Origin of the sequence: Microbacterium invictum, from assembly GCF_014197265.1 — a bacterium.
Classification (GTDB): domain Bacteria; phylum Actinomycetota; class Actinomycetes; order Actinomycetales; family Microbacteriaceae; genus Microbacterium; species Microbacterium invictum.
Map to the genome: position 1 here is coordinate 2,266,464 of NZ_JACIFH010000001.1, position 20,614 is coordinate 2,287,077.

General features: G+C 69.9%; 22 protein-coding genes. 5 read left to right on the plus strand and 17 right to left on the minus strand.

Annotated features, from left to right (window positions below; all coding sequences use genetic code 11):
- Positions 1-162 precede the first annotated feature (162 nt).
- The 3 genes from BKA10_RS10540 to BKA10_RS10550 are packed head-to-tail and all read left to right on the plus strand — an operon-like array spanning position 163 to position 1,831.
- Positions 163-843 (plus strand): hypothetical protein, encoded by a 681-nt coding sequence (locus BKA10_RS10540; protein WP_183499853.1) that lies wholly within the window; start codon positions 163-165, stop codon positions 841-843.
- Complete coding sequence (locus BKA10_RS10545; protein ID WP_183499854.1) at positions 843-1,604, plus strand: hypothetical protein; 762 nt, start codon at positions 843-845, stop codon at positions 1,602-1,604. Before BKA10_RS10540 ends, BKA10_RS10545 begins: the two co-directional genes overlap by 1 nt.
- Positions 1,601-1,831 (plus strand): helix-turn-helix domain-containing protein, encoded by a 231-nt coding sequence (locus tag BKA10_RS10550; RefSeq protein ID WP_183499855.1) that lies wholly within the window; start codon positions 1,601-1,603, stop codon positions 1,829-1,831. The genes BKA10_RS10545 and BKA10_RS10550 overlap by 4 nt, the downstream gene beginning before the upstream one ends.
- Before the next feature lie 199 nt (positions 1,832-2,030).
- On the opposite strand, the gene BKA10_RS10555 is transcribed toward BKA10_RS10550, so the two are convergent.
- From BKA10_RS10555 to BKA10_RS10570, 4 genes are all read right to left on the minus strand, one after another.
- A complete protein-coding gene (locus BKA10_RS10555; RefSeq protein WP_183499856.1) occupies positions 2,031-2,999 on the minus strand; it encodes a DUF559 domain-containing protein in 969 nt (322 codons plus the stop codon).
- A gap of 302 nt (positions 3,000-3,301) precedes the next feature.
- Positions 3,302-3,982, minus strand: coding sequence for a hypothetical protein (locus tag BKA10_RS10560; protein WP_183499857.1), 681 nt, complete (start codon positions 3,980-3,982; stop codon positions 3,302-3,304).
- Between the two features lie 86 nt (positions 3,983-4,068).
- Entirely contained in the window at positions 4,069-5,541 is a 1,473-nt protein-coding gene (gene cls / locus BKA10_RS10565) for a cardiolipin synthase (RefSeq protein ID WP_183499858.1), read from the minus strand.
- Positions 5,542-5,588: 47 nt separating this feature from the next.
- Positions 5,589-5,780 carry a hypothetical protein gene (locus BKA10_RS10570; RefSeq protein ID WP_183499859.1) on the minus strand — a complete coding sequence of 64 codons (192 nt, stop codon included), beginning with the start codon at positions 5,778-5,780 and terminating at the stop codon, positions 5,589-5,591.
- Positions 5,781-5,977: 197 nt separating this feature from the next.
- On the opposite strand from BKA10_RS10570, the gene BKA10_RS10575 reads away from it, so the two are divergent.
- Positions 5,978-7,162, plus strand: a complete 1,185-nt coding sequence (locus BKA10_RS10575) for a DUF4192 family protein (RefSeq protein WP_183499860.1) — start codon at positions 5,978-5,980, stop codon at positions 7,160-7,162.
- Between the two features lie 18 nt (positions 7,163-7,180).
- Here the strand turns inward: BKA10_RS10575 and lysS are convergent, their stop codons facing one another.
- The 12 genes from lysS to tilS all read right to left on the minus strand — a co-directional run bounded on the left by lysS (position 7,181) and on the right by tilS (position 18,268).
- Positions 7,181-8,704 (minus strand): lysine--tRNA ligase, encoded by a 1,524-nt coding sequence (gene lysS, locus BKA10_RS10580; protein WP_183499861.1) that lies wholly within the window; start codon positions 8,702-8,704, stop codon positions 7,181-7,183.
- A 46-nt stretch (positions 8,705-8,750) separates the two neighbouring features.
- Positions 8,751-9,428: a DUF2520 domain-containing protein gene (locus BKA10_RS10585; RefSeq protein WP_183499862.1), complete on the minus strand. Its 678-nt coding sequence runs from the start codon at positions 9,426-9,428 to the stop codon at positions 8,751-8,753.
- Entirely contained in the window at positions 9,425-11,245 is a 1,821-nt protein-coding gene (locus tag BKA10_RS10590; protein WP_308221582.1) for a PH domain-containing protein, read from the minus strand. Before BKA10_RS10590 ends, BKA10_RS10585 begins: the two co-directional genes overlap by 4 nt.
- Positions 11,242-11,829, minus strand: a complete 588-nt coding sequence (locus tag BKA10_RS10595; protein ID WP_183499863.1) for a PH domain-containing protein — start codon at positions 11,827-11,829, stop codon at positions 11,242-11,244. The genes BKA10_RS10590 and BKA10_RS10595 overlap by 4 nt, the downstream gene beginning before the upstream one ends.
- On the minus strand, positions 11,774-12,268 hold the full coding sequence (locus BKA10_RS10600; protein ID WP_183499864.1) for a DUF3180 family protein: 495 nt from the start codon (positions 12,266-12,268) through the stop codon (positions 11,774-11,776). Before BKA10_RS10600 ends, BKA10_RS10595 begins: the two co-directional genes overlap by 56 nt.
- Positions 12,265-12,804: a 2-amino-4-hydroxy-6-hydroxymethyldihydropteridine diphosphokinase gene (gene folK, locus BKA10_RS10605; RefSeq protein ID WP_183499865.1), complete on the minus strand. Its 540-nt coding sequence runs from the start codon at positions 12,802-12,804 to the stop codon at positions 12,265-12,267. The genes BKA10_RS10600 and folK overlap by 4 nt, the downstream gene beginning before the upstream one ends.
- Complete coding sequence (gene folB, locus BKA10_RS10610) at positions 12,801-13,163, minus strand: dihydroneopterin aldolase (RefSeq protein ID WP_183499866.1); 363 nt, start codon at positions 13,161-13,163, stop codon at positions 12,801-12,803. The genes folK and folB overlap by 4 nt, the downstream gene beginning before the upstream one ends.
- Positions 13,160-13,957 (minus strand): dihydropteroate synthase, encoded by a 798-nt coding sequence (folP, locus tag BKA10_RS10615; protein WP_183501160.1) that lies wholly within the window; start codon positions 13,955-13,957, stop codon positions 13,160-13,162. The genes folB and folP overlap by 4 nt, the downstream gene beginning before the upstream one ends.
- Positions 13,958-13,968: 11 nt before the next feature.
- Positions 13,969-14,559, minus strand: coding sequence for a GTP cyclohydrolase I FolE (folE, locus tag BKA10_RS10620; RefSeq protein ID WP_183499867.1), 591 nt, complete (start codon positions 14,557-14,559; stop codon positions 13,969-13,971).
- 9 nt (positions 14,560-14,568) lie between these two features.
- Entirely contained in the window at positions 14,569-16,578 is a 2,010-nt protein-coding gene (ftsH, locus tag BKA10_RS10625) for an ATP-dependent zinc metalloprotease FtsH (protein ID WP_183499868.1), read from the minus strand.
- Between the two features lie 74 nt (positions 16,579-16,652).
- Entirely contained in the window at positions 16,653-17,204 is a 552-nt protein-coding gene (hpt, locus tag BKA10_RS10630) for a hypoxanthine phosphoribosyltransferase (RefSeq protein WP_183499869.1), read from the minus strand.
- Positions 17,205-17,281: 77 nt separating this feature from the next.
- A complete protein-coding gene (gene tilS / locus BKA10_RS10635) occupies positions 17,282-18,268 on the minus strand; it encodes a tRNA lysidine(34) synthetase TilS (protein ID WP_183499870.1) in 987 nt (328 codons plus the stop codon).
- Positions 18,269-18,424: 156 nt separating this feature from the next.
- Between tilS and BKA10_RS10640 the strand changes: the two genes are divergently transcribed.
- Positions 18,425-18,958 carry an inorganic diphosphatase gene (locus BKA10_RS10640; protein ID WP_183499871.1) on the plus strand — a complete coding sequence of 178 codons (534 nt, stop codon included), beginning with the start codon at positions 18,425-18,427 and terminating at the stop codon, positions 18,956-18,958.
- 56 nt (positions 18,959-19,014) lie between these two features.
- On the opposite strand, the gene BKA10_RS10645 is transcribed toward BKA10_RS10640, so the two are convergent.
- On the minus strand, positions 19,015-20,439 hold the full coding sequence (locus BKA10_RS10645) for a peptidoglycan DD-metalloendopeptidase family protein (RefSeq protein WP_248199313.1): 1,425 nt from the start codon (positions 20,437-20,439) through the stop codon (positions 19,015-19,017).
- Positions 20,440-20,614: the final 175 nt, after the last annotated feature.

A 20,614-nucleotide genomic window follows, 5' to 3' on the forward strand; every position in this document is an offset into this window, starting at 1 on the left:
CTACTGGCGCTTACGAAAGACGATAACCACCAGCGGAACCCGGTATGCCCGTGTTCGCCGTCGGCGCACCGCTTCGCCCCCGCCATCGAGATACGCCTTGACACGGCATCCACTCAGACCATATCGTTTGTCGATACCAACGATTATCGATAAGGAGGCGACATGTCCCGTACCGCTGTCCGCGCCGGCCGATCCACGGCGCTCATCGCTGCACTGGTGGTGGGAGCGGCGCTGCTCGCCGCCGCGATCATCGGTGCGATCCCGACGGTGTCGGGCTACTTCCTCGACTATTGGAACGGCCGCGCCGACCTGATGACCGGGCACGTCCCCCAGATCCCGGTTCACGGCGAAGTGCCGGCCGAACCGGACGACGCGAATTACTCCGGGGTGCTGATCTCGAGCACTGAGGCGCTCACCGGCCCGCGCATGTTGCAGGCGATCGCCGCCGTCCTGGGCATTCTCGTCGTCATCACCGGCAGTCTTCTCGCGGTGCTGCTGGCGGTCCGGATGCTGCGGGGGCACAGTTTCACGAGGCTGTTCAGCTGGGGGCTCGGCGCGCTGGGCGCGCTGGTCATGATCGCCGCGGCCGTCGCACCGCAGCTCAACGCCCTCGCCGTCGACATTGCCGTGCAGGAGCTCGGATACCGCATCTACGACCCCGCGGTCGATGTCACGATGACCGCCGACGGCGTCGAGTCCGTGATCCTCTCGCTGTGGGACCTCGAGTGGATCCTCGACCGCGTCGACCTCACGGGATTCCTCCTCGGGGTGATCATCGCGCTCCTCGGCCTCCTTGTCGCCGACGGCACGCGCCTGCAGCGCGACACGGAAGGACTGGTGTGATGGCACTCCCCGGCTGGTTCCTGGTCGCATCGCTCGCGGTGGTGGCGCTGATCGCCGTGATGATCGGCGTGTTCGGGGTTGCGAGTGCGCGCACCAAGAACTCCGATGACCCGTCGCCGGTGGTGAAGGTCACCCTGGTGGTAGCAGCGTTCTGGGCCGCGATCAGCGTCCTCGCCGCGATCGTCTCCGTCCTGAACGTCCTGCTGAACGAGAGTGTGACCATCACCGTCCCGGTACAGGAGTTCTGGCCCCAGCTGCCCGCCGGCACCGAGGTCGACGGCACGACGGCGACGCTCGACGGCGGCGGGTTCACCTCGGCGGAGCTGGTCGCGACCGGACTGAGCACGGGTGCCCGGGTCTGCTGGGCGATCGGGCAGGGGCTGGGCCTGCTCGTACCCGGCGCGGTCGCCGCAATGATCGCCGTCACGTGCTTCCAGCTGCTCGCCGGCCGCGCGTTCGCGCCGGTCGTCGCCCGGACCTCGATGGTCACCGCCGTCGTCGTCGCCGTCGGCGGCATCGCCGCGCAGCTGCTCAGCGACATCGGCGGCAGCATGGCGGCATCCGAGGTCCTCGGACACACCGGCGGCAGCTACGAAGAAGTCGCCGGCATCGAGGACGTGTTCGACGCCTGGCTGCCGCAACCGACCTTCGTCCTCGAGCTCCCCTTCTGGCCCATCGCGGCCGGTCTCGCATTCGCCGCGCTGGCGGCGGTGTTCCGTTACGGCTCACGCCTGCAGCGCGACACCGAGGGGCTCGTATGAGCCCCGCCGACGAGGATGAGATCACCGGCATCCATTGCCGGCTCGACGAGCTGCTCGCCGAACGCGGGATGACCCTCACCCGCTTGTCCGAGATCGTCGGGGTCTCGGTGGTGAACCTGTCGATCCTGAAGAACGACCGCGCCCGGGCGATCCGCTACTCGACCCTGTCGGCGATCTGCCGCGCCCTGGACTGCGAGGTCGGCGACCTGCTCGTGCACGCCGTCTGAGCCCGGTGTTCGGGCTCGCCGGCCCATTCGACAGTGGCTCCGGCACAGTCCCGGGGCCGAACACTGTGCGCAAGCGACTGCTCAACCGAGAGACCGAACCCGGGCGCGTATTCAACAGTCGCTCCGGCACAGTCCCGGGGCCGAACACTGTGCGCAAGCGACTGCTCAACCGAGACGGCGCCATACCCGTTGCCGTCCGTTACCGGGCCGTCCGCGCCGCGACCGCCGCACGGACGCGAGCGACCACCGTCGCGGGTGCGCGGTAGAGCTGCGCCTTCGTCACGCGGATCACGATCCATCCCATCGCGACGAGCGCCTCGTGCCGCGCAATGTCCTTTGCCCACTGGGCAGGGTCGGTGAGATGCTGCTCGCCCTCGTACTCGACGGCGATCTTGAGGTCTTCGTATGCGAGATCGACCACGGCGACGAGATTGCCCGCCCCGTCGAACACCGACACGTTCAGCCCGGGCTCGAACAGCCCGGCGGCGACGAGGGTGAGGCGGCACCGTGTCTCACCGGGCGATGCGCTGCGGGTGCGGACCAGGTCCGCGGCGCTGCGCAGCCGTCGCACGCCCGCTCGTCGTGCGACAGCTGACTCGCGCAGTTCCGCGATCGTTGCGAGCGGCTCGCGGTCGGTGCGGAAGATGCGCTCGCGCACCACAGCATCGCCTAGAGCGACCAACTCGATGTCCGACACGAGAATGGATGCCATCGTCGCCCACGTCGAGACCGCATCAGTCACCCGGAGCCCACCCACATCGGTCACCGTCACGAGGTGCGACTGCATCTGATGTCCGATGATCCCTCGGCGCCGCGGATGCCGGTGCGGAGCCAGAACGCCGACGTCAAGCCTGCGACTCGCGTCCGCGAGGAGCGCGAGCGGGACACGAAGCTCCCATGCCGCCGCGGCGACGACGTTCATGAAGAACTGACGGCTGGGCATGATGTGTGCGTACGTCCGTGCGCGGTGGAGGAGGCGCTTGCGCAGTCGTTCATACCGGTGATCGGCGGGCGCGATCGGCGCCGCCGCGTCGGCGCGCACGCGGAGCCCACGGTGGCTTGCGACGAGATCGGACGCCCGCAGCCGCGATCGTGCGACACCGGCATCCTTCGCCTCGGCACTGGAAAAGACGTCCCCGAGGGATGCCGGGAGCTCATTTCGCTGCATCGCTCCACCCTGGCGAGTTCGGCGTCGCATCAACCCGTGGACGACCAGTTCTGTGGACAGTTCACTCACTCACCTGCGTGGGGAGGAAGCTGTCATCCCGGGACCTCCCCCGGGCCACTCAGCCGGTGAGCGCAGCGCACGCTCAGCAGTCACTCCGGCACAGTCCGGGCGGCCGATACTGTGCACAAGCGACTGCTCAACCCGCGCCGCGGTTCGCGTCCTCCGCTCAGCAGTCGCTCCGGCACAGTCCGGGCGGCCGACACTGTGCACAAGCGACTGCTCAACCCGCGCCGCGGCCCGGATCAACCGACGAGCGGGATGGTCACCGGGTCGGTGAAGTCCGAACCGCCGGACAGCGTCACGGTCGCAGCCTCGTCGGCGTTGAACGCCGAGGCCAGAGTGACGCGCGGGGCCATGTCCATCGTGCAGACCTGATCGGATGCCGGGGTCTCGAACACCACGAGCGTGGTCTCGCCGTCGAACTCGGCCGAGGCCACGACCGGCGCACACGACGACGACCCCCAGGTCAGGATGGCGATCACGTCGTCGTCGATGGCCGCCGCCGACGGCGTGTAGGGCTCGACGGTGCCGCCGTCGTACGCGTCGAGGTCGGTCTCGCCCCAGCCATCGACTTCGTATGTCACACGGATGTCGAGCTCCTGGGCGATGTCGATGCTCTCGGGCACGCCGACCGGTGTCACGCGCAGCGCCAGGTCAGCCGTGCATGCATCTGTCTCGGGGTCCTCCAGCGCCACGTCGAGGCCGCCATCGACGCCGACGGTCACGTCCGTCGCGACCGGCACGCAGGTCGAACTGCCCCAGGTGACGAGGGCGATCATGCGCCCGCCGTCGAGCCACGCGGCATCCACATCCACCTCACCCGCGAGCACTCCGGCGGGAGCGGCGTTCGTCGCGCATCCGGTCAGCGCGAGCGCGAAGGCGACCAGGGCGGCACTGGCAAGGGCGATGCGGCGTCTCGTCATGGCGGGTTCCTTTCCGACGGGGTGGATGCCGCGGCATCCACCCTCAGAGTGTCAGTCAGAGCACATTCGTCTCACAAGCCCATCGCCTACTGCAGCGCCGACGTGAGCCGGGCGAGGTTGTCGAGCACGGTGGAGCGGAGGGGCTGCTTCATCCACTCCTCGAGCGTGAGTTCACGCGAGTCGGCGCGGTACTTGTCTTCGACCTCCCGCAGCTGGTCGACGAACTCCCCACCGCGCACGAGCATCGACATCTCGAGGTTCAGGCCGAACGAGCGCATGTCCATGTTGCTCGAGCCGATGACGGCGGTCTCCTCGTCGATCGACATCGACTTGGAGTGCAGGATGAGCGGGCGCTTGTACAGCCAGATCCGCACGCCGGCGCGCAGCAGCGCCTCGTAGTAGCTGCGCTGCGCGTGGTAGACCATCGCCTGGTCGCCCTCTTCCGACACGAACAGCTCGACGTTGAGCCCGCGCTGGCACGCGGACTGGATCGCCGTGAGCAGGCCCTCCTCGGGGACGAAGTAGGGGCTCACGATACAGACCCGCCGCTCGGCTGCGAACAGCAGCGCCATGAACAGCTTGAGGTTGTTCTGGAACTCGAAACCCGGCCCGGACGGCACGATCTGGCAGTCCAGGTCACCGGTTCCGGGCGAGACGGCGAACATGTCGAACTCGTCGGTGAGCGTCTCGTCGGTCTCGCTGTACCAGTCCGAGAGGAAGACGGCGTTGATGGATGCCACGACGGGGCCATCCACGCGGGCCATCAGATCGACCCAGTGCAGCCCCCGCTTGATGTTCTTGCGCAGGTTGTACGTCGAGTCGGTCACGTTCTGCGATCCCATGAACGCGACCTTGCCGTCGACGACGAGGAGCTTGCGGTGGTTGCGCAGATCGGGGCGCTGGAATCTGCCCTTGAACGGCTGGAGCGGCAGCATGAGATGCCACTGGGCACCCATGGCATCCAGTCTCCGCACGGTCTGCTTGTAGAACGGCTTGCCCCGGTTGGCCCAGTGATCCAGCAGGACTCGCACCCTCACGCCGCGTGCGGTGGCCTCTTCGAGCGCCCGGAAGAAGTCGTCGGTGGTGGCGTCGGTCTGCAGGATGTAGAACTCGACGTGCACGTAATGCTCGGCGCCGCGGATCGCCTCGGTCATCGCGGCGATGCTGTCTTCGTACCCCGGGATCAGCTGTGCACCGTTGTCGCCCGACAGCGGGAGGGCGCCGAGGTTGCGGTTGAGGATGACTGCGGCGGTGAACCATGACGGCGCGTTCGGGCGCAGCGATCCGAAGTCGAGGTTGGCGTCCGAGTCGCGGATGTACGCGTTGATGCGCTCCTGTTTCTTGCGGCGCTTGCGCGGCAGGCGCGGGTTTCCGATGAGCAGGAACAGCAGGATGCCGATGATCGGAATGAAGTAGATCGCGAGGAGCCACGCCATCGCCGCGGTGGGGCGCCGGTTGCGCGGGATGATGATCACCGACAGGACGCGGATCGTGAGATCGAAGATGAGCACGACGACCGCCCACCAGGTCCACGTCAGATCGACGGTGATGCTGAGCACGGGCCCTCCTCGCTGTGCGGTTTTGCCCAGCGTAGCGAGCGCCGAGGTCAGTCCGCGTTCTGGGAGCCTCCGGCGGGGGCCATTCCGCGCTTCGCGCGCTCCTCGGCCTCGATCTTCGAGTACACGCGACGCTCGGTGCGATCCATCCGCAGGATGCCGCGCAGGACGAAGATGAACAGCCCCAGGACCACGACGGTCGGCAGCAGCGACCAGACGACGGCGACCCAGTACTCATCCATGTGTCCATCGTACGTGGCACGCCTCCTCCCCAGGCGCCGCGGATGGTCGGACCACGCGGAGTTCTCCACAGTCCGAGGGTGTTTCGAGGACTCACAGCCTCCTCCCCAGGCAGGCTGTTCCCGCGGGTCGCGAGGCGTTCGCCACATCCGGGGCTTTGGCCGCGCTGCGGGGGTTGCCGAGCGAGCACGCTCGACTCATGTCAACAATCGTCACCGTCGCCGACGCGGCGCAGTTCCTGTCCCTGGTCCCCCGCCTGCTCGGCTACACGCCGTCCCGCAGCATCGTGCTGGTGCCGATGGCCGACGGCCGCAGCGCCGGCGCGATGCGCGTCGACCTGCCACCGGGCGATGATCCGGGCACGGTCGATCCCGTCGCCTCGACGATCGTCGGCATGATGTGCCGGATCGCCGCCGTCGACGCGTTCGTCGTCATCGTGTATACGGATGCCGGTGTCTCCACGGATGGCGGCGCATTGCCCCACGCGGCCCTGGTCGAGGCGCTGAGCCGCTGCGCCGAAGCGAGTGGCATTCGAGTCGTGGATGCGCTGACCGTCGGCGCCGACGGCTGGGGCTCGCACCTCGATGCGGGGTCTTCCGATCTCGGTTCGGGCCCGCAGGTCCGGCCGCTCGACGAGCTTCTCACCACGACCGCTCCGCCGGTGCGGGGCGATCAGGCTTCGGGCGCGGAGCTGCCGCCGTCCTCCGCCGCCCTGCGAGAGGCGGTGTCCACCGCACTGCGGTCGCTGCGCGCCTCGCTCGAACTGATCTGCGGCGTGCCCGCAACCGACGATGCCGAGGGATACGACGGGGACGACCAAGCCGCTGCGGATGAACCGGACAAGCGCGACCGGCGGATCGATCCGCAGGCACTCGCGGCGGCCTGCGAGCTGGACGATCTGCCGCGTCTGTACGAGCGTGCGCTGGGGTGGGATGCCGGCTGGCTGCGCCCTCTCGATGTGGCCCTGCTGGCGTGGTGCCTGGCACGACCCGCGCTGCGGGACGTCGCTCTGGTGCAGTGGAGCGGCGATGTCGTTCGCGGCGAGGATGCCCTCGAGGCGCAGCGCCGGTGGGAGGACGTCGGCGCCGACTACCCGTCCGATTTGGCGTCGGTGCTGTGGGGTGAGGGGCCGCGACCCGATCCGGCGCGGCTCGAACGGGCGCTGGAGCTGTGCCGGCGTGTAGCCACCGCCTCACCGGTCGAGCAGCGGGCGGGAGCACTCGCCGCGTGCGCGTGGGTGTCGTGGGCCCTCGGCCGTTCCACGCACGCCGACCGGTACGCCGCGATGGCACACGAGATCGACGACGAGCACGGACTTGCCGCAATCGTCCGATCGTTCGTGACGGCCGGGCACCTGCCGGACTGGGCGTTCCGTGGCCGGTGAACCGGCCCGGCGCTCCGGCTACTTGACCAGAGGGAAGAGGATCGTCTCGCGGATGCCGAGCCCGGTGATCGCCATCATCAGCCGGTCGATGCCCATGCCCATGCCGCCGGTCGGAGGCATCCCGTGCTCGAGGGCACGCAGGAACTCCTCGTCCAGTCGCATGGCCTCGTCATCGCCGCGATCGGCGAGGGCCGCCTGCTCGGCGAAGCGCTCGCGCTGGATGACCGGGTCGACCAGCTCGGAGTACCCGGTGGCCAGTTCGAAACCGCGGATGTAGAGGTCCCACTTCTCGACGACACCCGGGATGGTCCGGTGCTCGCGGACGAGCGGGCTGGTGTCGAGGGGGAAGTCCATCACGAACGTGGGACGCTCCAGGTTGCCCTTGACGAAATGCTCCCAGAGCTCTTCGACGAGCTTGCCGTGCGTGGCGATTTTCTCGGGCACCCCGACGCCTTCGGCTGCAGCGAGCGCCGTAAGCTCCTCGAACGACGTCTCGGGCGTGATGGCGCGACCGGCGGCATCCGACAGTGATTCGTACATCGAGATGCGGTCCCACTGCCCGCCGAGGTCGTAGACCGTGCCGTCGGCCCAGGTGACTTCAGTGGTGCCGGTGACCGCGACGGCGGCGTTCTGCACGAGCTCCTGAGTGAGGTCGGCGATGCCGTTGTAGTCCGAGTACGCCTGGTAGGCCTCGAGCATCGCGAATTCGGGGCTGTGGGTCGAGTCGGCACCCTCATTGCGGAAGTTGCGGTTGATCTCGAAGACCCGGTCGATGCCGCCGACGACGGCGCGCTTGAGATACAGCTCGGGGGCGATGCGCAGGTACAGGTCGGCGTCGAACGCATTCGAGCGGGTGACGAACGGGCGGGCGGCGGCGCCGCCGGGCTGCACCTGCAGCATCGGGGTCTCCACCTCGACGAACCGGTGGGCGGTGAACGTCTCCCGCAGGCTCGCGTTGACCTTCGCGCGGGCGAGCATCGTCGTGCGGGCCTGTTCGCGCACGATCAGGTCGAGGTAACGCGAGCGGACGCGGCCCTCTTCGCTCAGCTCGGTGTACATGTTCGGCAGCGGCAGGAGTGCCTTGGCGGCGATGGTCCAGTCGGTGGCCATGATCGACAGCTCGCCGCGGCGGCTCGAGATGACCTGTCCGGTGACAGAGACGTGGTCGCCGAGGTCGACGAGTTCTTTCCAGGCCTGCAGCGACTCCTCGCCGACTTCGGCGAGCGAGACCATGGCCTGGATGCGACTGCCGTCGCCGGCCTGCAGCGAGGCGAAGCAGAGCTTGCCGGTGTTGCGGCTGAACACGATTCGGCCGGCGACCGACGCGGTCACGCCGGTCTCGGCGCCGGCCTCGAGGTCGGCGTAGCGCTCACGCAGCGCAGGGATCGTGTCGGTGACCGGCACATGGACCGGGTAGGCGCCGCCCGCGGCATCCACCCGCTCGGCAAGCAGCCGCTCCCGCTTGGCCAGGCGGACGGCCTTCTGCTCGAAGACGTCGTCTTCGGCGGTGGCGGGCGCGGGCGCGGGCGTCGTGTCGGTCATGCTGCTCCTAGGATTTCGACCCCTCAGTCTACGTCGAGCGGATATCTCACCCGTCGGGCGCCGTGAGGGCGCGATCGACGGTCGAGTGGATCAGGGCCGAGAGGTAGCGGCCGGGCTCCTCGATGCCGGCCTGGGCGAGCAGCGCCGATGATTGACGGACGATCGAGGCCGAGAACTCGGTCGCCGTCGTGATGGCCTCGGCGTAGGCGGCACGGTCGGCCTCGGCGATCACGATCGGCTCGCACCCGAGCTCGACCGCGAGCGCCTGCGCGATCGGCTGCACCGCGGCGGGCGCCGTGACCGCGGCGTATGCGCCGTGCAGCTGCCGCACGTCGATCGAGGTCCCGGTGAAGGTGATCGCCGGGTGCACCGCCAGCGGGATCGCCCCCCGGGTGGCCGCCGGCGCGAGCACGTCGATGCCGTAGGCAGGATCGACGTGCATCACCAGCTGGCCCACCTGCCATGCGCCGAGCTCCGCGAGGCCGGCCACGAGGCCGGGCAGCTCGTCGTGCGGCACCGCCAGCACCACCAGCTCACTGCGACGCACGACTTCGTCAGCCGTCAGGGTCGGGATGCCGGGGAGCACGGCCTCGACCCGGTCGGGGTCGGAGCCGCCCGTGATCCCGGTGAGCGCGTGTCCTGCACCGGCGAGCGCGGCGGCGATCACCGGCCCGACCCGGCCGGCGCCGATCACGCCGACGCCGAGGCGTCCGGCGCGACTCATCGCTGCACTCCGCCCGCGGGCTCCTCCGGGCCGTCGACCCGGAGCTCCACCGGCACGTCTCCCGGGCTCCCCGACCGGCCGGCCCGGTGCTCCTGCGGATCGACCACCGCATGCGCCTGCGGCTCGACGGCCAGACCGGCCGCAGCGGCATCGGCGACTCCGGTCTCGGCATCGGCGATGCCCTCGCCTGCACCGTCGGCACCGTCGGCACCGTCGGCACCCGCGATCACCGCGTCACCGGCATCCACATTCCGGGATTCCCACCGGTGCGACCGGTCATCGGCCGAGGCCACGATCACCCCGGCCGCGGTCGATTCCCAGGCCCGCATCGCATCGTCGCGGTCGATGATCCCGAGAGTGCCCGACACCTGGCCGAGCACGGTGTGTCCGGTGATGTTCGCGACGCGGTTCCGCCGGTCGACCGGCCCCTGGCCGATCCGGACCGACTGCAGGCGCGCGAGCGGCAGCATGACGAGCGCCCGGCGGAACACGCCGTGGCGCAGCAGCAGAGCGCCGGGGGTCAGCAGGAAGCCGTTGCGCTTCCACGAGAACGGCCGCAGCCACCGCGCCCGGCGGGGCGTCGTCGTGTACGGGTCGTCCGCGGCAGGCCCGAGCAGCCCGTGCACCGAGAGCTCGGCCCAGAGCTCGTCGGGCACGCCGGGCAGGAACAGCCGCATCACGCGCTCGACGTCCTCCCGTGTGCCGGCCGGCAGCACATCGGCGAACTGCTGCGTGGCCGAATCGGTCGCCGACCGGCCGCTGAGCCGGTTGACGCGGATGCGCCACCAGCCGAACCTGCGCCACAGGATGGGCTGTGCGATCTCGAACGCGTGGATACGCCCGGGCGGCAGCGTCTCGGTGATCGTCGTGAACAGGCCGAACGTGATCCGCACGCCGCCGCGGGCCGGGGCGATCGAGTACCGCAGCGACCGGGTTATCTGCCGGAACCAGTACGCGCCGAAGCCGATCAGCGTGGGGATGATCGTGAACAGGACCCACGGCGTGCCCAGCACCGACCCGACGATGACGGCCGCGATCAGCAGCAGGAGCCAGATCGTGCTGCCCGAGATCAGGTGCGCGGCGACCACCCTCCCGGGTGGGATGTGGACGACGGATGCCGGTTCCTCGACCGGCTCCTCCGCTCCTTCGATCAGCCCGGTGAGCCCGGCGGCCACCGTGGCGGCAGCGGCGTGCGTCAGCGGCACTCCGGCCTTCTCGGCACGGGCCGCCGCCTCCCCGAGCTGCCGGCCCGAGGCGAGCCGGAGGATGTCACCGCGGATCGTCTCGGCGTTCACGGTCGACAGGTACTCGAGCTTGACGTTGGCGTCGAGCCCCGCCCCGACCACCTCGAGCTTGCCCAGCCCGAAGAGCCGCGCGACCATCGGGCGGGTCAGGTTCACGCCCTGCACGCGGTCGAGCGGCGCACGACGGTGCGTACGGAAGATGACCCCGCTGCGCACCTCGACGTCGTCGTCGGTGATGCGGAACGTGTGGAACCGCCACGACAGCCAGAACAGCGCCAGCAGGATCAGCAGCACGCCCAGCACGACGAGGGCTGCGACCAGGATGAGGTTGTTGTCGAGGATGAAGTCGATCGGATCGCCCTCGTAGTCGACGTCGATGCCGGTCGGCACAAACAGTGCGATCAGCCGGTCGCGCAGATTCGCGACTACGATGCCGATGACCACGACGAGGAACAGCCCGCCCTTGAGCAGCGGCGACAGCGGGTGCATGCGGTGCCACTCGCCGTCGCTGAGCGGCGATCGGACGCTCGACGGCGGCGGTGCGGGCGACGGGGACGGCGCGGGGAAGGTCACAGGCCGGTCCGCCGGGTCTCGGCGACATCGATCAGCGTGTCGCGCAGCTGCTCGGCGGCGGCCTGCGTGAGCCCCGGGATCGTCACCCCCGTCGACGCGGCGGCGGTCACGAGCTTGAGCTGCGCGATTCCGAATCCGCGGTCGAGCGGACCATGGGTGATGTCGACGAGCTGCATGCGGCCGTAGGGGACGGCGACCATGCGCTGCCACAGGATGCCGCGGCGGAAGACGAGGTCGTCTTGACGCAGCTGGTAGCCGATCGAGCGCGCCTGCCGCGGCAGCACGATCATGATGACGACGGTGATCGCCGCGACGACGGCGGCGGGGATCCACACCCACGTCTGGTCGGCGAACAGGTACAGCCCGAGGGCGACAGCGGCGACGATGACCAGCACGGCCGCGTTGGAGATGAACTGCACCACGATGTACTTCTTCGACACCTGGTACCACGTCCCGTCGCCGAGCGGCAGCCGGTTCTGACTGCGCGGCTCGATGATCTTCGTGTACGTGCCGGCGTCGAAGGCGGCGTCAGTCGCGATGGGTGAGTCCGAAGCCGGGCTCGTCGGGTCCGGGCTGTTCGTCATCATCGTCCTTCCGGGTGGTGCACATGTGCTCGGCGACCAGACTGCCGACGACGAGGACGAGTCCGCCCACGCCTGCCGCGATGACCGCGCTCAACGAGCCTAACGAGGGCGGCACCGGTCGTGTGAGAAGGAACAGCACGAGCCCGGCTCCGAAGCCGGCAACGAGCGCCCCGACGAGGCTCGATGCCTTCGCCAGCATCGCGATGCGCACGGCCTGGAACGGGTTGACCGGCGGCGCCCCCGGCGTGCGCGTGGCCCGGCGGATCGGCAGCGCGAGGATGACCAGCACCATGGCGAGCAGTGCCAGCAGGATCGCCAGCAACACCGATGGGGTGAAGGTGGGCCGGCCGCCCGCGGTTAGCAGCTGGTCGATGAGGAACCCGGCCACCAGGCCCACGAGTGCCGCGATCGCGAGGGCCCCCGCACCGGTGCGCTTCACGAAGCGCCCTCCGCCCTGACCCGCTCGAGCAGGTCTGCGACGCGACCGGCGCCGGGCAGCACCGCGCCCGGTTCGATGCGTAGCCACGGTTCGAGCACGAAGTCGCGCTCGGCCGCCCGCGGGTGCGGCAGGGTCAGTACCGCAGTGTCGCTGCGCACATCACCGTAGGCGATGAGGTCGAGATCGAGCGTGCGGTCGCCCCATCGCTCCCGGCGCTCGCGACCGTTCCGGTCTTCGATCGCATGCAGGTAGCCCAGCAGCACGGTCGGCGCGAGGCGTGTCTCCACCAGGGCGACCGTGTTCAGGTAGGCCGGGGCCGTGGCATCCGGACCCGACAGGGTCACCGCCACCGACTCGATCGGATCGGCCGCCGCGGTCACCCGGCTGAGGGGCATCCGGTCGAGTTCGGCGAGCGCAGCGGCCATCGTCGCCGTGCGGTCGCCGAGGTTCGCGCCCAGTGCGATCACCGCGACGCTCGGCGACGTCGCGGCATGCGGTTCTTCAGGTGTGAGCCCTTCGGCCAGGCGGCGGTTCATGCGCGGCTCCGCGTGATCGTGACGGTCACATCGTCGAACGGCACCACGATGGGCGCACGCGGCTTGTGGATCGTCACGGTCACGCGCTCCACGAGCGGGCGCGTCAGCACGATGTCGGCGATGCGCTGCGCGAGGGTCTCGATGAGGTTGACCGGTTCGCCGGTGAGCACTGCGGCCACATCCTCGGCGACCTCGCCGTAGTGCACCGTGTCGGTGACGTCGTCGGTGGATGCCGCGGCCCGCAGCGACAGCCCGAGGACGACGTCGGCGACGAACTCCTGCCCGTCACGCCGCTCGTGCTCGTACACGCCGTGGAAGCCCGTGGCGCGGATGCCGGTGATCGCGATCTCGTCGGTCATCGTGGCCCCCCGGTCTGCAGCCGGGAGATGTGCAGGGCGTCGCGGGTCGCGGTGACGTCGTGGACGCGCACGGCCCACGCCCCGGCCTGCGCGGCGCGGACGCTCGTGACGGCGGTGGCCAGATCGCGGCGCGGCTCGGTGGCCTCGCCGTCGATCTCGGCGAGCGCCTCGGCGAGAAACCCCTTGCGGCTCGTGCCGACGAGCACCCGTGGGCCCATCGCGACGATGCGCTCGAGGCCGCGGAGCACCGCCCAGTTCTGCGGGCCGCGCTTGCCGAACCCCAGCCCCGGGTCGAGGATGAGGCGGTCGGGCGGGATGCCGGCGGCGAGCGCCTCGTGGTGGCGTCCGCCGAGTTCGGCGATGACTTCGTCGACGACGTCGTCGTACTGGGCTCGCGCGTACATGTCGGAGGACGGTCCGCGCCAGTGGCCGATCGCGTAGTGCGCCTCGGTGTCGGCGACCGCGTCCAGGATCTCGGGGTCGGCCGCGCCGCCCGAGACGTCGTTGACGATGAGGGCGCCGGCGGCGATCGCGGCGGCGGCCGTCGACGCGTTCAGGGTGTCGACGCTGATCACGGCCCCCTCGGCGGCGAGCGCCTCGATGACCGGCAGCACGCGCTCCTGCTCCACCCGCGCCGAGACGCGCTGCGAGCCGGGGCGGGTGGATTCTCCGCCGATGTCGAGGATGTCCGCCCCGGCCGCGGTCAGGGCGCGGCCGTGCGCGACGGCATCAGCGGTGGCGAGGTAGCGTCCGCCGTCGCTGAACGAGTCGGGTGTCGCGTTGACGATGCCCATCACGAGTGTCGTCACGCCGCTCCCCCGGTGAGGAGGGCGATGATCTCGGTGCGGGCGACCGGGTCGGTGAACACCCCTCGCGCGGCGATCGTGACCGTCGACGCGTCGGGCTGGCGGCCGCCGCGCATCGTCACGCATTCGTGGACGGCGTCGAGCACGATCAGCACGCCCCGGGTGTCGAGGGCGCCGGCGATCGAGTCGGCGATCTGCTCGCCCAGCCGCTCCTGCACCTGAGGGCGGGCAGCCAGCACGTCGACCACGCGAGGCAGCGCGCCGAGGCCGACGACCTGTTCGCCGGGAAGATACGCGATGTGGGCGTGGCCGGCGAACGGCAGCAGGTGATGCTCGCACATCGAGCGGAACCGGATGTCGCGCAGCATGACCGCCCCGGAGGGCAGCGTGTCGGGGGCCGGACCCCGCGAGACCGAGATGGTGTGCTGCAGCGGCTCCGCGGCATCCACCCCCACCCCGGCGAAGAACTCCGCGTACGCATCGGCGACGCGCTGCGGGGTCTGCTTCAGGCCGGGACGGGCAGGGTCCTCCCCGATCGCCTCGAGGAGTTCACGCACCGCCGCGGCGACGCGATCACGGTCGACGGGCACGTCACGAGCCTACGCGGTCGCCGGTCGCGCCTGCCCGCTCGGGCGGCGCGCCGGAGCCTTGTCGGCGGCCGGCTCGGCCTCAGCCTCGGTCGAGGCGGCCAGCCCCGCTTCACCCTGGCGGCGCGGGACCTCCACCGGCGGCAGCGTCGAGACCGGGCGCTCCTGGCTGGACAGCCACTGCGGGCGCGGGGGCAGGCGCTTGATGTCGGTGAAGATCTCGGCGAGCTCGTTGTGGTCGAGCGTCTCCTTCTCGAGCAGCTCGAGGGCCAGCTTGTCGAGGATGTCGCGATTGGCGTTGATGACCTCGTAGGCCTCGTTGTGCGCCTGCTCGATGAGGTCGCGGACCTGCTCGTCGACCCGCTCGGCGATACGCTCGCTGAAGTCGCGGCCGTGGCCCATGTCGCGGCCCATGAAGACCTCGCCCGACGAGGAGCCCAGCTTGATCGGGCCGACGTCGGTGGTCATACCGTACTCGGTGACCATCTTGCGGGCGATGCCGGTGGCCTTCTCGATGTCGTTCGCGGCCCCGGTGGTCGGGTCGTGGAAGACGATCTCCTCGGCGACGCGTCCGCCCATGGCGTAGGTGAGCTGGTCCTGCAGCTCGTTGCGGGTGACTGAGTACTTGTCATCGAGCGGCAGCACCATCGTGTAGCCCAGCGCCTTGCCGCGCGGCAGGATGGTGACCTTCGTGACCGGGTCGGTGTTGTTCATCGCCGCGGCCGCCAGGGCGTGGCCGCCCTCGTGGTACGCGGTGATGAGCTTCTCCTTGTCGCGCATGACGCGGGTGCGGCGCTGCGGGCCGGCGATGACGCGGTCGATCGCCTCGTCGAGGGCCCGCATGTCGATGAGCTGCGCATTGGAGCGCGCGGTCAGCAGCGCGGCCTCGTTGAGGACGTTCGCGAGGTCGGCGCCGGTGAAGCCCGGGGTCTTGCGGGCGATGACGGACAGGTCGACGCCCGGCGACAGCGGCTTGCCGCGGCCGTGCACTTCGAGGATGCGCTGGCGACCCTTGTGGTCGGGGGCGTCGACGCCGATCTGACGGTCGAAGCGGCCCGGGCGCAGCAGCGCCGGGTCGAGGATGTCGGGGCGGTTGGTCGCCGCGATGACGATGACGTTCGCCTTGGGGTCGAAGCCGTCCATCTCGACGAGCATCTGGTTGAGCGTCTGCTCGCGCTCGTCGTGGCCGCCGCCCATGCCGGCGCCGCGGTGGCGGCCGACGGCGTCGATCTCGTCGATGAAGATGATGGCGGGGGCGTTCTCCTTGGCCTGGCTGAACAGGTCGCGCACGCGGCTGGCGCCGACGCCGACGAACATCTCGACGAAGTCCGAACCCGAGATCGAGTAGAACGGCACGCCGGCCTCACCGGCCACGGCGCGGGCGAGGAGGGTCTTGCCGGTTCCGGGAGGGCCGTACAGCAGCACGCCCTTCGGGATGCGGGCGCCGACGGCGGCGAACCGCGCGGAGTCCTTCAGGAAGTCCTTGATCTCCTGCATCTCTTCGATCGCCTCGTCGGCGCCGGCGACGTCGGCGAAGGTGACCGTCGGCGTCTCCTTCGTGACGAGCTTCGCCTTCGACTTGCCGAACTGCATGACCTTGCTGCCGCCGCCCTGGGCGCTGGACAGCAGCCACCAGAAGAGCAGACCCAGCAGGAGGATCGGGATCATCAGCGAGAGCATGCTGTCCCAGAAGGTCGCCCGGGGCACCACGTCGTTGAAGCCGTCCGCGGGCGCGGCGCTGTCGATGGCCGCGACGACCTCGGCGGCGCGGGGCTCGACGTAGTAGAACTGCACCTGCGTCGATCCCTCGAACTCCTTCGAGAGGGTCATGTCCACGCGCTGGTCGCCGTCGGTCATGACGACCTCGGAGACGGTGTCGCCGTCGAGCAGCTCGAGTCCCTGCTGCGTCGTGATCTGCTTGGCGCCGGTCAGACCGCTGATCAGTGTCATGCCGATGAGCAGGAGCACGCCGATGAGCAACACGTACATGAACGGGTTGCGGGACAGCTTCTTCAGATTCATGGTCCGATCAGGCTACCGTGCACCGTTATGCACCGCCTGAGCATTCGCCCACGGCGTACGCGGCGCCGATCGCCTCAGGAGTAGACGTGCGGGGCGAGCACGGCGACGTCGCGCAGGTTGCGGAACCGCTCGTCGAAGTCGAGCCCGTATCCGACGACGAAGTCGTTGGGGATGTCGAATCCGACGTATCGGCAGTCGATCTCGACCTTCGCGGCGTCGGGCTTGCGCAGCAGCGCCAGCACCTCGATCGAGGCCGCGCCGCGCGAGGCGAAGTTCTCGAGCAGCCAGCTCAGGGTCAGGCCGGAATCGATGATGTCCTCGACGATCAGCACGTGCTTGCCGGTCAGGTCGGTGTCGAGGTCCTTGCGGATCTGCACGACGCCGCTGGATTTCGTGCCCGCCCCGTACGACGAGACGGCCATCCAGTCCATCGTGATGTCGCGCGGGAGCTTGCGCGCGAAGTCGGCCATCACCATGACCGCCCCCTTCAGCACGCCGACCAGCAGCAGGTCTTTGCCCTCGTAGTCGGTCACCACCTCGGCGGCGAGCTCCTCGAGCCGCTCGGCGATCTGCTCCTCGGTGACGAGGACATTCGACAACTGGTCAGCGATTTCGGCCGCACGCATGGGTCGAGTCTAGGCAAACACCGAGGGTGCATGAACACCCGAGGCAGCGACGAGACCGGGGTGCGGACGGACGCGGGTCAGGATGCCGTGAACTCGATGCGGCGGCCCACGCGGCGTGCGCGGCACGCGGGCAGGTCGATCGGGCCCTGGCCCGACCAGTCGGTGACCAGGCGTGCGACCTCGAGCGTCTGAGCGCGGGTGAGGCTCTCGCCGAATTCACTGGCGACCACGTGCCGGATGATCCGGTGCCGCAGCGCCGGCGGGTTCGCAGCGAGCGCGGGCACCGACACGGCGATGCCGGCCTCGACGTGCTCGACGATGTCTTCGATGGTCTCGTCGATCATCGCGGCGAAGGCATCGGCGTCCTCACGCAGCTGGTCGGCGGTGCGCGCGAGCGCTTCGGCGACGCCCGGTCCGAGTTCGCGCTCGAGCACCGGCAGCACGTCGGCCCGCACCCGAACGCGGGTGAAGCGGCGATCGGCGTTGTGCGGATCCTGCCAGGACCCGAGGCCTTCGGCGGTGCACGCCGCCTGGGTCGTGTCGCGGCGCACGCTCAGCAGCGGCCGCAGCCACACCACGCCGTCCTCTTCGCGGGCCGGGGCCATGCCGGCCAGGCTCGTCGCGCCGGCCCCGCGGGCGAGACCCAGCAGCACGGTCTCGGCCTGGTCGTCGAGAGTGTGGGCGAGCAGGATCGCGGAGGCACCGGCATCCCTCGCCGCCTGGTGCAACGCGGCCCGGCGCGCGGTGCGGGCCGCGGCTTCGGGACCGCCGTCGTCACCCACGTCCACGCGGACCACCCGGGCCTGCAGGCCGAGCGCGTTCGCCTGCTGTGCGGCGCGGGCGGCGACGTCTGCCGAGCCGCCCTGCAGTCCGTGGTCGACCACGACGGCCGTGGCCGCGATGCCGGCCTTGGGCGCCTCGAACGCCACGGCCGCGGTGAGCGCGAGCGAGTCGGCACCGCCGGAGAGTCCCACGATCACGGTGCCCGTGACGCCTGCCAGCGCGGCGCGCACCGCGCGGCGGATGTCGGCGACCGCAGGGTCGAGGCCGGGCCGGTGCTCCATCCGCCTACCGTACCGACTGCATCGCGTGCACGACTCCGCCGGAATCGCCCGGACAGGCTGCCTGCCGGTCTCCCACACGATCTCAGGCGGAGTTCTGGACGGGCGACCCCCCGACTAGGCTTGTCCGCGGCATTCCACACACGAAGGAGAACCCCTATGGGCGCCTACGACGCCGTCATCGAGATCCCGCGCGGCAGCCGCGTCAAGTACGAGGTAGACCACGGCACCGGCCGCGTGTTCCTCGACCGCGTGCTGTTCACACCCATGGGCTACCCCGCCAACTACGGCTTCTTCGAAGACACGCTGGGCGAGGACGGCGACCCGCTCGATGTCCTGCTGCTGCTCGACCGCGACCTGTACCCGGGCATCATGGCCAAGGTGCGCCCCGTCGGCGTGCTGAAGATGAGCGACGAGGCCGGGGGCGACGACAAGGTCGTCGCGGTGCTGGCGAAGGACCCGCGCTGGGCCCACATCCAGGACGTCGACGACATCGACGAGTGGACCAAGGGCGAGATCGGCCACTTCTTCGAGCACTACAAGGATCTCGAGCCCGGCAAGTGGGTCAAGGTCGACCAGTGGGGCGACGCGGCCGAGGCCGAGCGTCTGGTCAGCGAGGCGTTCGACCGGTTCCCGGCCGAGGGTGCGCAGACCGCGACGCAGGGTGAGGGTCACGCGCCGAAGACCATCTGAGTGTGTTCAGAGGGGAGAGTGGATGCCGCGGCATCCACTCTTCTTTCGTTTCGGCGTCAGACCGAGATGCCGCGGTTGCGCAGGAACGGCGCCGGGTCGATGCGCACGCCGCCGGAGTAGACCTCGAAGTGCAGGTGGCAGCCGGTGGAGGCGCCGGTGTTGCCGACATGGGCGATGACCTGGCCGGCGGAGACGCGCTGTCCGTGGCTCACCGCGAACCCGCCGGGCGCGATGTGCGCGTAGCCGGTGATGATGCCGCCGCCGTGGTCGACCTTGATGTAGTTGCCCCACGAGCCGCTGTTGGCCGCGAACACGACGCGGCCCGATGCCGCGGCGTAGATGGGCGACCAGCATCCGGCTGCGAAGTCGATGCCGCGGTGCCCGCTGCCGGTGCAATAGCCATTGGCGCACAGGCCGCCGCGGTTGCCGAACCATGAGCTGATCCAGCCCGCTGCCGGACGGACCCAGCCGGAGTTCTGCACTTCGCCCGCGGGGCTTCCGCCGCCGCCGGACGAGCTGCCGCCACCGCCACCGCTGGATCCGCCACTGTTGTTCTTGGCGGCTTCCTCGGCAGCCTTACGGCGCCGTTCCTCTTCTTCGCGGGCCTTCCGGGCAGCCTCTTCGCGGGCCTTCCGGGCAGCCTCTTCACGCGCCTTGCGGGCGGCTTCGACGCCGGCCTGGTAGTCGGCGATGGTCTTGGCGGTGGTGTCTTGGAGCGCGGCCAGCTGAGCCTGCAGGGTCTCACGGTGCGCGGACTGCGCCTCGAGTGCGGCCTGCGCGGCGCTGGCGGCTTCTTGCGCGGCCAGCATCTTGCCCTCGGCCTCCTGCTGCAGCCGGTCACGCTCATCGCGGGCGACGGCGGCCTGCGCGTAAAGGTTCAGCGCGTTGTCACGCGCACCGACCGCTTCGGCGTACACCGAGCGGTTCGCCGCAAGAAGCTGATCCATCGTGCCGAGGCGGGCGAGCAGGTCGTCGGCGCTGGCGGCCGAGTCCGAGAAGAAGAGTTCGAGCGACGTGTTGTCTCCGCCGGTGCGGTACTGCTGGGCGGCCAGGCGCCCGAGCTTGGCCGCCGTCTCCTCGGCGCGTGCCGCCTCGGCATCGGCCTGCTCCTGCAGAGAGACCGCGCGCGCCGCGGCATCTTCGAACTCCTCCTGCGCGAGCTGATACTCGAGGCCGAGCTGCTCGGCGAGCGCCTGCTTCTGGGCCACGTCGTTCTCGAGCTGCGCGATGAGCCCCTCGATGCGGGTGACCTCGGCGGCCTTGGCCGACTGGTTCGCCTTCGCCCGCTCGACGTCGTCCCACGAGGGATAGCTCGTGGCGGCGAAGGCGGGGGATGCCAGGAGGAACCCGGTGCTGGCCAGGCCGATCACGCCGAGCCCGATCGCTCCGCGCCGCGACAGCGGCCTGCGGAAGGAGCGCATCTCATCGGCCGTCGGCGCGCAGCCGCAATCCACGGCCGCTTCGGCGCTATCGGGTCGCACGACGGGTACCTCTCCTGACGGTCATCGGGTTGCACGCGGCCGCTGATGGCCGCAGACAACAGCATTCACAGTAGCAACATCTGTAACATTCGCCCAGAGTCACTTTCTGAAGACATCATCCCGCGTTCGAAGGCGAAGCACACCGGCATCCTTCCCTCCCTCGAACGCCAGCGCG